General features: G+C 73.3%; 12 protein-coding genes. 4 read left to right on the forward strand and 8 right to left on the reverse strand.

Translation table 11 applies throughout. The annotated features are described in order from the left end of the window. Nucleotides 1–25: 25 nt before the first annotated feature. The 7 genes from ABZU75_RS32245 to lanL all read right to left on the reverse strand — a co-directional run bounded on the left by ABZU75_RS32245 (nt 26) and on the right by lanL (nt 9,715). Nucleotides 26–193: a hypothetical protein gene (locus ABZU75_RS32245; RefSeq protein ID WP_355562454.1), complete on the reverse strand. Its 168-nt coding sequence runs from the start codon at nt 191–193 to the stop codon at nt 26–28. A gap of 4 nt (nt 194–197) precedes the next feature. Further along, nucleotides 198–1,244: a radical SAM protein gene (locus ABZU75_RS32250; RefSeq protein WP_355562457.1), complete on the reverse strand. Its 1,047-nt coding sequence runs from the start codon at nt 1,242–1,244 to the stop codon at nt 198–200. Then, the gene (locus ABZU75_RS32255) at nt 1,241–3,103 is read right to left on the reverse strand and encodes an ABC transporter ATP-binding protein (protein ID WP_355562460.1); all 1,863 of its coding nucleotides are present in this window, start codon (nt 3,101–3,103) and stop codon (nt 1,241–1,243) included. The genes ABZU75_RS32250 and ABZU75_RS32255 overlap by 4 nt, the downstream gene beginning before the upstream one ends. Beyond that, the gene (locus tag ABZU75_RS32260) at nt 3,085–4,833 is read right to left on the reverse strand and encodes an ABC transporter ATP-binding protein (RefSeq protein WP_355562463.1); all 1,749 of its coding nucleotides are present in this window, start codon (nt 4,831–4,833) and stop codon (nt 3,085–3,087) included. Before ABZU75_RS32260 ends, ABZU75_RS32255 begins: the two co-directional genes overlap by 19 nt. A gap of 35 nt (nt 4,834–4,868) precedes the next feature. Further along, nucleotides 4,869–4,985 (reverse strand): ALQxL family class IV lanthipeptide, encoded by a 117-nt coding sequence (locus ABZU75_RS32265; RefSeq protein WP_355562466.1) that lies wholly within the window; start codon nt 4,983–4,985, stop codon nt 4,869–4,871. A gap of 117 nt (nt 4,986–5,102) precedes the next feature. Beyond that, the gene (locus tag ABZU75_RS32270; RefSeq protein ID WP_355562468.1) at nt 5,103–6,926 is read right to left on the reverse strand and encodes a prolyl oligopeptidase family serine peptidase; all 1,824 of its coding nucleotides are present in this window, start codon (nt 6,924–6,926) and stop codon (nt 5,103–5,105) included. Further along, a complete protein-coding gene (gene lanL / locus ABZU75_RS32275) occupies nt 6,926–9,715 on the reverse strand; it encodes a class IV lanthionine synthetase LanL (protein WP_355562471.1) in 2,790 nt (929 codons plus the stop codon). Before lanL ends, ABZU75_RS32270 begins: the two co-directional genes overlap by 1 nt. 512 nt (nt 9,716–10,227) lie before the next feature. On the opposite strand from lanL, the gene ABZU75_RS32280 reads away from it, so the two are divergent. The 4 genes from ABZU75_RS32280 (at nt 10,228) to ABZU75_RS32295 (ending at nt 11,212) form a co-directional block, all read left to right on the forward strand. After that, the gene (locus ABZU75_RS32280) at nt 10,228–10,359 is read left to right on the forward strand and encodes a hypothetical protein (RefSeq protein WP_355562473.1); all 132 of its coding nucleotides are present in this window, start codon (nt 10,228–10,230) and stop codon (nt 10,357–10,359) included. Nucleotides 10,360–10,452: 93 nt separating this feature from the next. Further along, on the forward strand, nt 10,453–10,584 hold the full coding sequence (locus ABZU75_RS32285; RefSeq protein WP_355562476.1) for an ALQxL family class IV lanthipeptide: 132 nt from the start codon (nt 10,453–10,455) through the stop codon (nt 10,582–10,584). A gap of 67 nt (nt 10,585–10,651) precedes the next feature. After that, entirely contained in the window at nt 10,652–10,780 is a 129-nt protein-coding gene (locus ABZU75_RS32290) for a hypothetical protein (RefSeq protein ID WP_355562479.1), read from the forward strand. Nucleotides 10,781–11,005: 225 nt separating this feature from the next. Further along, a complete protein-coding gene (locus ABZU75_RS32295; protein WP_355562482.1) occupies nt 11,006–11,212 on the forward strand; it encodes a hypothetical protein in 207 nt (68 codons plus the stop codon). Between the two features lie 61 nt (nt 11,213–11,273). Here the strand turns inward: ABZU75_RS32295 and ABZU75_RS32300 are convergent, their stop codons facing one another. After that, complete coding sequence (locus ABZU75_RS32300) at nt 11,274–13,343, reverse strand: RecQ family ATP-dependent DNA helicase (protein WP_355562512.1); 2,070 nt, start codon at nt 13,341–13,343, stop codon at nt 11,274–11,276. Between the last annotated feature and the right edge of the window lie 61 nt (nt 13,344–13,404).

Raw genomic sequence — 13,404 nt, forward strand, 5'->3', positions numbered from 1 at the left:
CGGTGGCCTGTATCGGTCCGGTGGATCACTTCCTGGACCTGCTCGCCGCCGCGCTCGGCGAGAGCGTTCCGGCCCCCGGACGCCCGGCACCGCCGTCGTAGCCGTCGTAGTAGCCGCCGTCGTAGCCGTCGGGGCCGCTGTTGGGGCCGCTGTTGGGGCCGCACCCGCCGGACAGCGGGGCCGGGCGGGCCACGGGCTCACGCGGGCTGCGCGGCCGACCACGGCGGGCGGCGGTCGATACGCGCGAGCACCTCCGGGAATCCGAACCGGCGGTCGATACGTCGGGTCGCCTCGGCCCAGTCGGTCATGGAGCGCACCGGGGACAGCGTCTCGACCACGAAGGGATCGCTCCACCGCTCGACGGCGCGCCGCCAGAGCACGTCCGGGGCCTCGGTCAGCAGGTTTCCCACGCACCCCTCGTAGATCGGCATGGCGCGCACCTCGCCGTCGGGCTCGATCTGCATCAGCGGGAACCCGTAGCTCGCGACGACGCCGGGGTGCATCATCAGGATGAAGTTGTCGGAGGTGGTCACCGCCAGCGACGCCGGTGCCAGTGACCGCAGCCGCTCGGTGTACTCCTCGCTGGTCAGGGTGGCGAGCTCCGCGTTGCCGAGTAGTTCGGTCTCGGCGAAGCCGGGCCGGCTGGCCAGCCCGGACGGCACCGCGGCGGCCAGGTTGAGAAAGCGCATCCGGGGGAACCAGGGGGCGATGTCGGTGCAGAAATCCGCCAACTGGTGGAAATTGCTCCGCACAACCGAGCAGTCGATCCCGAAGATCAGCGGAGTGCCGCCCTCTGCCGCGCGCCGGGCGGCGATGTCGTCCAGCATGGCCAGGGCGTTCATCGCGCGGTCGAAGGAGCCGGCCCTGCCCCGTACCCGGTCGTGCACCTCCGCGTCGGCCCCGTCGATGCTGACGGTGATCCGCTGGAAGGCCCGGGCCGCCTCCTCGGCGGTCTCGGGGGTGAGTGTCCATCCGCCGGTGTAGAGGTCGACGGTGATCCCCGCCCGGCCGATGTGCTCGGCGACCTCGTAGATCCCCTTGACCACCAGGGGCTCGCCGCCCGCGAACTCCACCGAGTCCGGGCGCATGGCGATGATCGCGTCGGCGAGCCGCAGCATGTCGCCGTGGCTCAGCTGCCGGGCCGGGCGCCTGCCCGACTCGGAGTAGCAGTGGATGCAGCGCAGTGGGCAGGCGTAGGTGACGTCCCAGATGATGTCGGTGGGCTTGTTCACGGGGGCGCTCATGAGGACCTCCTCGTCGAGAGCGGATGCCCGGGACCGGCGCCGGGCGTTCGGTCGTTCGTCCAGTGCCCGACCATGTCGGCGTACAGGGGGGAGCGGGTCAGCAGGTCCGCGTGGGTTCCGGTGTGCGCGGCGGTGCCGTCCAACAGCAGGATGCGCCGGGCTCGGATCGCGGAGCTGATGCGGTGGGCGATGACGATGAGAGTGCCGGGCCGGGCGGCGAACGCGCTCTCGGCCCTCGCCTCGGCGGCGGGGTCGAGATGGCAGGTCGCCTCGTCCAGGACGACCAGGCGGGCCGGGGAGGCGTAGGTCCGTGCCAGGGCGATCAGTTGCCGCTCTCCGGCCGACAGTGCGGCGGGTTCGTCGATCTCGGCATCGAGGCCGCCGAGCCGTTCGACGAGCGCCCGCGCGCCCACCCGGTCCGCCGCCTCGCCCAGCCGGGCGTCCGCGGTGCCGGCCGGGCACAGGTAGCCGAGGTTCTCCCGGACCGTGCCGGCGAAGACGTACGCCTCCTGGGGCACGAGCGCCACCATGGAGCGCAGGCCGGGTTCCGCCATCGCCTCCAGCGGGAGCCCGCCGAGCAGGATCTCCCCGTGGGTCGGCCGCCGCAGCCCGGTGAGCAGCAGGGACAGGGTGGACTTGCCGATGCCGCTGGGGCCGACCACGGTCAGGTGGTCTCCCTCGGGGATCACCAGGTCGAGGTCGTGTACCACGGGCGTGGCCTGGGGGGCGTAGGCGAAGCCCAGCCCTTTGGCCCGCAGTTCGCAACCGGCGGGCACGGCGACCGCGTAGGCGGCGTCGGCAGGCCCGGTGGCGGCGGGCACATCGCCGGCGGGCACCGCGATGGTCTCGGCGATGCGGCGCAGGGTGACGGCGAGGGCCACGCCCCAGCTCGAGAGGATGCCGGTCATCGACTGCAGGGCGGGCTGCAGGCCGGTCACCAGGTAGGTCACCGCGCCGACGACCTCGCCCACGCTCAGATGCCCCTGTCGCGTCAGCGGCTCAGCGGCGATGACCAGGCCGAGCAGCGGCAGGTGGGCGCCGATGGCGACGATCAGCCGCCGGGACATGCCGGCCCGGGCCAGCGCGTGCGTGGCCGCGGCCTGGGCGTCCACCGCGGCCCGCACGGTGGCGTACGCCTGCTCGTGCGCCCCGCAGGCGGCGATGTCACGCGTGCCCTCCAGGATCGGGGTCGCCTCGGCGGTGAGCGTCTCGTCGGCGAGGATCAGCCGGCGCTGCCGGACCAGCAGCACCCGCATCAGCCAGACGCACACCGCCACCGCCACGAGCACGGGCCCGGCGACGATGGCCGCGGCCAGGGGCGAGAGCACCAGCAGCCCGGCCAGCGCGGCGATCAGCGAGATGCCCAGCCCGTGCGTGGTGCGCAGCAGTGCGGACACCAGGTTCCGCAGCGTCTCCACCTGCCCGGTGATACGGCTGACGGCGGCGGTGTCCGGCCGGTCGCCGCGGGCGGCGCGGGTCACCGTGGCCGTGACGACGGCGCGCACGAGGTCGTCGCGCAGCGGCTCCACCACCGCGGCCAGATGGGGGAACATCAGTCGCGTGGCCGCGGTCCTGAGCAGCATCGCGACCGCGAACAGGCCGAGCCAGGCCAAGCCGGTACCCGGGCGTCCGGCGAGGAAGCCGTCGTCGACGGCGCGGGCGATGAGCAGCCCGGACAGCAGCCCCGGGACAGCCTCCACCAAGGCCCAGGTCAGGGCGAAGGCCAGGGGCCGCCTGCGGGGGCGCAGCAACGCGAGCAGCAGTCGGAACCCACCGGAGGGTTGGCCGTCCTCTCCCAGACGGAGGACGGGCGCCGCCGTGAGCGGGGCGGATGCGGGGGTCACAGCCGAGCCGGGCACGGTTCCTCACTCCATGAGCTGTCGTCGCCTGCGTCGCCGCCGGGGTCCGGGCCGGCGGCGAACAGGGCGCGGTACGCCGGGTCCTGCCACAGCGCCCGGTGCGTGCCCTGGCCCCGGATCCGGCCGCCGTCCAGCCACACCACGTGGTCGGCGCGGGCGGCGGTGGCCGCGCGGTGGGCGATGACCAGGCGGGTGGTCCCGCGCATGCCCTCGACCAGCGTGCGAGTCACCTGGGCCTCGGTCGCGGTGTCCAGGCTGGACGTGGCGTCGTCCAGCACGGTCAGGCGGGCCCGCCGCACCATGGCGCGGGCCAGGCCCAGCCGCTGGAACTCCCCGCCGGACAGCGGGGCGATGGCGGCGGGGGTGTCGTAGCCCTCGGGCAGGCGGCGGACGACGTCGTCGACATGTGCGGCCCGCGCGGCCTCGCGGACGCTGTCGCGGTCGAGCGCGGGCCGGCCATAGGCGATGGCCGAGGCGAGGTCGCCGCCCAGGAGGACAGGGCGTTCGAAGGCGTAGGCGACCGCGCCGCTCAACGACTCTGGAGCCACATCGGCGAGGTCGCAGCCGTCCAGCAGCACCTGCCCGCGCTCGGGGTCCAGCAGCCGCCCGGCCAGCAGGGACAGGGTGGTCTTGCCCGCCCCGGACGGCCCGACGAGGGCGGTCAGCGCCCCCGGGGCGATGTCCAGATCGATGGCGTCGAGGAGGTGGGAGCCCTCGCGGGTCACGGTCACGCCGCGGAACGACAGCGCGCCGGGACCGTCCGGCAGCGGGCGGGTGCCGGGCACGAGGGGCGGCAGCACGAGGACCTCCTGGATGCGGCGGGCCGCGGCGCGGGCCTCGGCGACCCCCAGGAGCGCGTCGACCTGTTCGATGAAGCCCACGCCCATCGCCGCGTAACCGGCCACGGCGAGCAACTGCCCTGGCTGCAACCGGCCGTCGGCGACGCCGAACCCGGCCACGGTGAGCACGAGCACCTCGATGATGGGCAGCAGCAGGGTGATCTGCCAGACGCCCCGCGCCTGGACCCGCCACATGTCGTGACCGGCGTCCGACAGGTCGGTCAGCGGGCGCAGCACCCGGGTGATCTCGCGATCGGCGGTACCGGACGCCCGCACCGTGCGGATGCCGGCCAGGGTGTCGGTCAGGCGCGCGGCCAGGCGCCCGTGCGCGCTCTGATAACGCTCGTACACCCCGGACAGCCGGGTGACGAAAAGCCGTACGATCACCAGCGCGACGGGTATCCCGATCAGGAAGGCGACACCCGAGCGCCAGTCGGTCACCAGCAGCAGGACGATGCCGCCGCTCGTGCTGATGAGTTCGGCGGCCGTGTACAGCAGGGTGAGCGGGACGCGCCCGGCGCTCGCCGTGTTGCTCACCAGCCGGTTGGCCAGTTCCCCGGCCGGGAAACGGCGGGCGCCGGCGGCGTCGAGCCGGAGGAGGTGGGAGGTGAAGCGCAGGCGCAGGGACGCCGTCGCGGACGCGGTGGTCGCCGCGCCGGCGAGGGCGCCGATGAGATCGGCGCAGGTGGCAACGGCCAGGACGAGCGCGAGGAACCCGGCGGCTCGCGCGCCCTCGCCGGACACCACGCCGTCCACGGCGGTGGCCAGCGCGGCGGGCAGGGCCAGGGCGGCGGCCGTCGACAAGGCGACGGCCGCCGCGGTCACCGCCAGGGGCGCCCAGAGGCCGCGCGCCGTGGCGGCGAGGAGGCGATCACCATCCCGCCGCGTCACCTGCCCGGCGTGGGAATCCGAGGCTTGGTCCGGCATTAGGGGACCACGACACCGGTTATGTAGCTCGATATCGTGCAGGTGCACCCGCAGGGATACCGCCTGGACTCCTGGGCGGCCGGGAGCATGTCAAGAGTGGTGATGTCGAGTTCCATCGGTTTTCCTTTCTTCTTTTACGCCTCCGGATCGAGGCGGCTTGGGGATCGGACCGGCCCGCGGAAGGGCACGGACCGAAATGTGCTTCCCGGGGAACCGGTTCGGTGGCCCGCGCCTCAGCCGGCGCGGTCCTGCGTGCCGCGCAGGAAGCCGAGCACCTGCTTCCTGATGACATGCCCGCCGATGTCGGACAGCGGGTCGTGGCCCGCGCCGGGAACCTCCAGATAGGTCACCGGCGCGGCGTCTGGGTGGCGGGTTCGCCGCAGCCGCTCGTGCAGGCGGCGGGAGTGGCCGACCGGGATGATCGGGTCATGCTCGCCGTGCACGATGAGCAGCGGCAACCGGATGCGGTCGGCCAGCCGGAGCAGATCGCGCGGCCCGAGGTCGTCATCGTGGATCTCCTCGCGCCCGCCCAGCCGGTCGATCAGGTTGCGAACCGAGATCGGCCCGTCCTCGTAGAGCAGCCGGCCGGACAGGAACGGCGCGACGAGCACGGCCCGCTCCCACAGATCCGGCTCCGCCGCCGCGGCCAGCAACGCCAGGTACGCGCCATAGCTCGCGCCGTAGAGCATGGGCCGCGGCCGGCCCGGGCCGCGCTCGGCCGCCAGCCGGCGGCCCAGGTGCAGGATGTCGGCCAGGTCGGGACCGCCCCAGGCGCCGTGGATGGCGTCGCGGTGGGCCGCGCCGTAGCCGGTGCTGCCCCGCTGGTTGGGCGCCACCACCGCGATCTCCTCGGCGACGAGGCGCTGGAACAGCGGGTCGAAGTCGAGCTGCCACGCGGCCTCGGGGCCGCCGTGCAGCGCCACCACCAGGCGCGGGGCGTCGGCCGGATCGCCGTACACGACGGCCTCCGTGCTGCCCGCCGCCGCCGCCGGATACTCCCGCGCCCGCGGCGAGGCCCACCCGGACCAGTGTTCGCCGGTCGCGGCCAGGACGCGCGGCCGGGACGGGTCCGGAATCGTGATGACGCCCGTCGGACGGTCGGCGGCGCTGTGCACCAGATGCAGGCCGGCGTCGGACCAGTGGGCCGTCGGATGCAGGGCGCCGGGCGGCAGCCCGATCTCCTCGGGGGCGTCCGCCGTCAGATCATGGACCAGCAGGTGGGAGCGGGCGCGGTGGGTGACCGACAGGGCCAGGAGCCGCCCGGTGGGGTCCAGCGCCAGCGGGGCCACGCTGCCCTCGACGGCGTTCAGCCGATCGGGGAAGGCCGTCGGCGCCGGGTCGTCGAGGCGGCGCACGCCGAGCCGGTAGCCGCCACCGTGCGGCGCGGCGGTCAGCAGCACCCCGTCGCGTGGCGCGGCCAGCAGCAGGTGCTCGCCGGCGGGCAGGCCGAGGGACGTGATGGTGCCGCGTGTCAGATCCAGGACCACGGTGCCCGTCCCCGGCTCGCCGGTGGCCAGCGCGAGGGTGCGCCCGCGCTCGTCGAGCCAGACCGCTCCGCCGATCGAGTGTGGTACCCGGGTGATCTGTTCCGGCGGCACGGCCCCGCCGGGCAGGCGCCACACCGTGGTGCCCCCGTCCCCGTCCATCTCCAGCACCAGAGTGGGGGTCCGCGCCGTACCGGAGAGGAGCCGCAGACCGCCTCTTCGGACGGCGATCAGCTCGACCTCCTCGACCGGTCGCCCGCCCTCGGCACGGGACGCGGCGAAGGTGAGCCGCGAGCCGTAGGCTCCGGACCGGCACAGCAGCAGGTCGCCGTCGTCCGTGGGCAGCGGCACGCTCGCCGCGCTCTCGCCGTCTCGGGTGCGTACCGCCCGGGGCCGGGGCTCGGGGCCGGTGAGGTCCCACAGTTCCGGGTACATCGCGGGGTCGCGGTCGTCGGCGGCCAGGCAGGCGGCGTACCTCCCGCCGGGGGAGAAACGGAAGTTCAGCCGGTGGACGAACGACCGCTGCCGCCCGCCGGTCACCGTGGCGGCCGGGCTCATCGTGTCGGAGGTCATCACGCCTTGCCGCCGCGCGTCCATGCCTCGGCGCCCGTCTCGGCCATCCACCGGCGCGGACCGCCGTGCCGCAGCCGGTGCAGGAAGTCCAGCACCCCGGCCAGCCCGGTGTTCCAGGCGACGGAGATGTCCTCACCGGAGAGCTCGTCGGGCACCACCATGAGCCCGTCGCGCAGGACGGCGCGTGCCCACAAGGGTGCCGCCAGTTCCTCCGCCTGGTCGTGATAGGCGCGCTCGCCGAGCAGGTCGGCCATGTCCAGCAGGAACTGCCCGTCGCCGGCGATTCCGTGACACGCGGCCGTCCCCGAGGTCAGCCGGCTGCCGTGGACGGCCAGCGCGGCCGCGTGGGCGGCGTCCCGGAAGCGCTGGTCCCCGGTCGCCGCGTACAGGCGCACCAGGTAGGTGCCGACGCCGGAGGAGCCGTTGCACCAGTGCGGCAGCTTCGTCCCGCCACCCGGGCCCTCGGCCCACCAGGCGCTCTCCCCGCGGTACTCGGCCGCGCCGAGCAGGGTCTCCCCGGCGAGCAGGGCGGCCTCCAGGCAGTCGTCCCGGTCGAGCGCGACCCCGGCGGCCAGCAGGTACGCGCCGACCCCGGCGACGCCGTGCGCGAAGCCGTAGTGCTCCGTACCCGCCAGCGCGGAACCGAAGTCCTTGGGGATGGGCCACAGCACACCGTCCGCGGTCCGTTGCGCCGCCTTGAGCAGGCCGTCGGCGCAGGCGTCCGCCAGGTCCCGGAACCGCGGGTCGCCGGTGGCGCGCCACAGGTGCAGCAGGGCCGTCCCCGTCCCGGCCGCGCCATGGCAGATGTCCGGGTTGGGCCAGGTGACCGGCAGGTCCAGCCCCAGCTCCACGCCGGCGGTGCGCAGGCTCTCCTTGTCGAGCGCGCGGCCGGCGTCGTGCAGGGCCACGGCGATGCCCGCCCGGCCGAAGTACAGGCCTGGGGAGGGCCGCTGTTCGCGCGCCAGCCGCCGCACCGTCCAGTCCGCCGCTTCCCGCAGGGCGGCGGTCAGGCTGGCCCGGGTGTCCGGCGGCAGCGCGTCGTCCGCCCGAGCGGGGTCCAGCACGGCGGCCCACAGAGCGATCACCCCGGCGGAGCCGTACTGGACGGCGCACGGGTCGGCGGTCAGGCCGAAGTCCCAGCTGGGCCACAGGCGGGCGACCGGCTGCTCGGCGGTGTCGGGCGACATGGTGCGCAACGTGTAGGCGAGCCCGTCGTGGAGCAGGCGGTCCTGCTCGGCCGCGCCCAGCCGGAAACCGGCGGTCCGGGTGGCGGATCCCAGGGCGGCGACGTCCACGTTGTCCAGAAACTCCCGCACCCGCGGCAGGTCCCAGCGCTGCGCGGGATCCTCGCGCATCAGGCCCAGGATCAGCGGGGACAGTGCGGTGGCCAGCGGGTCGCCCGCGGCCGCCACCCGCACCACCGTCGCCACCCGCTCGTCCCAGGACCGCGCGTCGGCGGGCCGGTCCCGCAGGTAGGGCGGCTGGCAGGAGGTGGCCGTGAACAACGTCGTCGCCCCGAGCGCGTACAGGTCGGCCTCCACGCCGAGCGCGGGAGCGTACAGGGCGGAGTTCACCTGCTCGGGCGGTGCGTAACCGGGAGTGAACGCGCGCCCGACCGGCGCGCCGGGCACGACGGTCATCTCCAGGTCGATCAGGCGGCAGTCGCCGTCCTCCGTCACCATGACGTTGTTGGGCGTCAGGTCGCGCAGCACATGGCCCTGTTCGTGCACGACGGCGACCAGCGCGGCCAGGCGGCGCAGGACGCCCAGCACGACGCCGGGCCGGTCGTGCTGAGCGGCCTCCCAGTTGTTCAGCGGGGTGCCCGCGATGTGTTCCTGCGCCAGGAACAGGTTGTCGTCCTGTTCGAAGAGGAGCACCTTGCGCGCCGTGACGCCCAGCGGCCCGAAGATCTCCAGCATGCGCGCCTCATGGCGCATCCGGTCCCGATCATCGGTTCCGTCGAGCCCGGCGCTCAGGTGGGGACGCGCCTGCTTGATCACCGCCTGACCGCCGTCCGCGCGGTCCTCCGCCAGGAACACCCCGCCCTTGGCGCCGTGCCGGATGGCCTCGCGCACCACGAATCGGTCGGCCAGCAGGACCGCCTCCGGTGCGGTGGTCCTGGCCGGAGTGCGACCCGAGTCGAACGGGCAGGTCACCCACGCCGGCGGGGAGTACCACGCTCTGCGCTCGTCGGTCTCCTGAGTGCCGTCGGGCGCGGTGAGTCGCGAGGCGTAGGAGCCGTCGTTGTCGAGCACGCTGGGCGCCGAGAACACCCCGAAGCGGTAGTACACCAGGCTGCCCGGCCGGTAGATCCGGTCGGAGAGGATCGGCGCGCCCGGCAGGCCGTAGGTGGCCTCGTGCAGTTCCTCCGCGATCTCCACCGCGCTCGCGTCGTCGGGCGGGTAGACCGTGATGAACTTGCCCACCGACCCACGGTCCTGGTTGCGTGCCACGAGCCGACCCAGCTCGTCGAAGTCGGTGGCGTACTTGAAGGGGCAACGGCGGCGCCCCAGCACCCGCACCGTGCGCGCCAGCACCACCGGAGCCGACAACGGCGTCGCCGCCACATGCAGCTTCCAGCCCTGCGCCTGCGTGGTCGCGCCGGCCGGGGTCACGTACGTCCAGGGCGAGTCGACGTGGAAATCCCAACCTGGGATGCCGTCGGATCCGGTACCGGATATCGAGTCCTTGTCACCCGCTATGCGATGCAATGTCGCACGGGCGATGTCCCCCAGGACATGACGGTCTGCACCGGAGGCGCCGTCCCCCGCCGAACCACTTTCATTCACGACGCCGAATCTCCATTCGTGTTCTCCGGCAGGGGACGATGTCGAGCCGTTGGTGCGAAACGACTGCCCGGATCTCGCCCGTGACCGGTTCCGCTGGTAATCCTCCGGACGCGGACCAGCCTGCCAGCGGCGCCTAATGGCGGTCTTAAGGTCTCTACGCCCGCAGGCCGGTCCGTGCCGGGGTGCGCAATGGCGGTCTTAAGGTCTCTACGCCCGCAGGCCGGCCCGTGCCGGGGTGCGCAATGGCGGTCTTAAGGTCTCTACGCCCGCAGGCCGGCCCGTGCCGGGGTGCGCATTAAGAGCGACTAAGTGGCCCTTAAGAACCCCCGGTTACCGTCGGCGCCGTCAGGAGTACACGTCGGCAACTCCCCGGCCCCAAGATGAGAGCTCGTTGAGCACCAAGTCGGACGAGTACGAAGCGGTGCTCAAGGAAAGCCGCCAGAGGTTCATGGCCCCGCTGTTCTCCGCCGGCTGTGCGGACTGGCTTGCGGTACAACGCACACGGCATCCACATGACGCATGACGTCGAGCGCTGGATCGCCGGCGCGGGCGAACGGTGCGGCGAGCTGAGCATGGACCGGCTCGGAAAGGTGCTCAAGGCGCAAATCCCGCGCGGAGGCCATCGCGAACCGCTTGATCGCTGACCGCGCGCCCACGGACTCCGCCGGCCTCGCCGGCGGACATCGAGACCCCCGCATCACCGGCGGAGGTCTTTCCCCAACCGAAGGAAATTCACGATGGAACTCGACATCCAGGCTCTGGACATGCTCCCCGCCCAGCCGGAGAGCCTCCTTAGGCCGTGCCTCGGCATCACCTGCCTCAAGTGGAGCTGCCTCACCGACATCACCACCATCACGACCGGCCTCTAACCCGCGACGATCCGCGTCGGCGGATCAGGACGGATCCCCGCGAACCGTTTTCTGAAGGAGATCCACAATGGGGCTCGACGTCCAGGCTCTGGACATGCTCCCCGCCCAGCCGGAGAGCCCCCTTTACCCGTGCGACATCACCTGCCAGAGCTACCGTTCCTGCGCCACGTTCACCTGCGGGTCCACCGACCACTGAGGCTCCGCGTGACCGACCGGCCGAGGGGCGTGTTCCCACCAGGCGGGCACGCGTGCACCGGCAACGGAGACGGCTCGGCCGGCGTGGAATGAACGCTCCGCCTGCGGTGAGGCCCGCGCCTTCACCGCAGGCTTCATCCCCACCTCAATCAGGCCGCCCGCGTGCGGCACGCCCATTCGCAGCCATCTCCAAAGACGGCCGGCCCCGACCTGAGAGGGCAGCCTCATGACGAAGATCCGGCCTGACGGATTTCACAACCCCTACCAGGCGTACGGCCTGCGCCTGCCCGAGGACCTGACGGGCGTCACCTTGCGCCGGCTGTGGCGACGGCGCAGGGCACGGCTGAAGGCGGCCGGGCTGGGAGCCTTCTCCCGATCCGGCAGGCCGGGACGGGCGGTGACCGCCCTTCGGATCGCCGAGCCCCGGCCCTAGCCCGTATCCCCGGCCGGGAGGGCTGATCTCCGAACCGCGAGCCGCACCGTCCGGCGCTCTCCTAGCTGGTGACCGCCAGGGCGAGGGGCAGCACGGCGGGGGCTCCGGCGTGGCGGAGCATGGCGGCTCCCAGGGTCATCGTCCAGCCCGTGTCGATCTGGTCGTCGACCAGCAGGAGCGGTCCCTGGGCCGAGGCGACGGCCGCGCCCAGGGCGGAGGGCATGGCGAGGGTGCCCCGGATCGCCTGGACCCGCTGCGCGCTGTTGAACTGCCGTCCCGGCGGGCCCGACCGGTAGCCGAGATCGCCCAGATAGGACAGGCGCCCCACCTGGGCCAGCCGCTCGGCCAGGCTGCGGACGAGCTGTGGGCGGCTGCTCGAGGGCACCGCGACCACGCCGACCGGGCGCTGCGCCCACTCCCAGGACGACAGCACCTTGACCACGGCGGCGAAGACGTCGTCGGGGATCGGCCCGTCGGAGGCGCCGTCGGCCAGCAGGCCGCGCAGGCGATTGCCCCAGCCGATGTCGGTGAGCCTGCCCAGCACCCGCCCCGGCTCGGCGCCCAGTTCCGGCCTGATCCGGCCCTTGAGATCGGTCAGCCCCGTCGGCCACTGCCTGCGCGCCTCGACCTCCACCCCGGGCCGGCGAAGCCGGTCGGCCGCCGAACGCACGGCCTGGGAGTCCACTTCGGGCGAGCGGTGCGCGCCGGTGCAGTTGTCGCAGCGCCCGCAGGGGGCAGCGGTGTCGTCGTCCAGGCGGCGGCGGAGGAACTCCTCACGGCAGCCGGTGGTGTCGAGGTAGTCGAGCATGGCCCGTTGCTCGGCCTCCCGCTCGGCGGCGACCCTGGCGTAGCGCGGGGCGTCGTACTCCCAGGGCTCGCCGGTGGACTCCCAGCCGCCCTTGACCCGGCGCACGGCGCCGTCGACGTCGAGGACCTTCAGCATGGTCTCCAGGCGGCTCCGGCTGAGATCCACCCGGTTCTCCAGGGCGGCCGTGGACATCACTCCGCCCTCCTCCAGCGCGGCCAGCACGGCCCGCACGACGGGCTCCGGCGGGAAGGCCAGCGAGGCGAAGTACGCCCAGATGTCGCGGTCCTCGGCGCCGGGCAGCAGGATCACCTCTGCCCGCTCGACCCCGCGGCCCGCCCTGCCGACCTGCTGGTAGTAGGCCACCGGGGACTGCGGGGCTCCGACGTGGATGACGAAGCCCAGGTCGGGCTTGTCGTAGCCCATGCCGAGCGCGGAGGTCGCGACCAGCGCCTTGATCTTGTTGTCCAGCAGCGCCTGCTCGGCGGCGAGCCGCTCGGCCTGTTCGGTCTGCCCGGAGTAGGCGACCACCTCGTGGCCCTGCTCGCGCAGGTAGGCGGCGATCTCCTGGGCGGCGGCCACGGTGAGCGTGTAGACGATGCCGGAACCGGGGAGCTCGTGCAGCGTGCTCGCGAGCCAGGCCAGGCGCTGCTCGGCGCCGTGCAGGCGCACGACCCCGAGATGGAGGCTGTCGCGCTCCAGCGCGCCGCGCAGCACCAACGTCTCCTCGCCCATCTGCTCGGCGACGTCGCGGGTGACCCTGGCGTTGGCCGTGGCGGTGGTCGCGAGGACCGGCACGCCCTCGGTAAGCTCCCCGAACAGCGTGCGCAGCCGCCGGTAGTCGGGACGGAAGTCGTGGCCCCAGTCGGAGATGCAGTGCGCCTCGTCGACCACGATCAGGCCCGCGCTCTCGGCCAGTTCGGGCAGCACCTGGTCGCGGAAGTCGGGGTTGTTGAGCCGCTCGGGGCTGACCAGCAGCACGTCGACCTCACCCTCGGCGACCTGGTTGTAGACCCGCTCCCACTCCTCGGGGTTGGCCGAGTTGATCGTGACCGCGTTGATCCCGGCGCGCTCGGCGGCGGCGATCTGGTTGCGCATCAGGGCCAGCAGCGGGGAAACGATGACGGTGGGCCCCTCACCCAGCTCGCGCAGGAGCGCGGTGGCGATGAAGTAGACGGCCGACTTGCCCCAGCCGGTGCGCTGCACCACGAGCACCCGGCGCCGGTCCATGACCAGTGCCCTGATGGCCGACCACTGGTCCTCGCGCAGCCGGGCGTGCTCCCCGGCGAGCGCCCGCAGCCGCCCCTCGGCCTCTTCTCGCAGCATCTGCTCTTCGCTCACCGGTCATTGGTACCAGGTCCAGCCGACTGTTTCACTCCGGACTCCG

This window comes from Streptosporangium sp. NPDC005286 (assembly GCF_040607515.1).
GTDB lineage: Bacteria > Actinomycetota > Actinomycetes > Streptosporangiales > Streptosporangiaceae > Streptosporangium.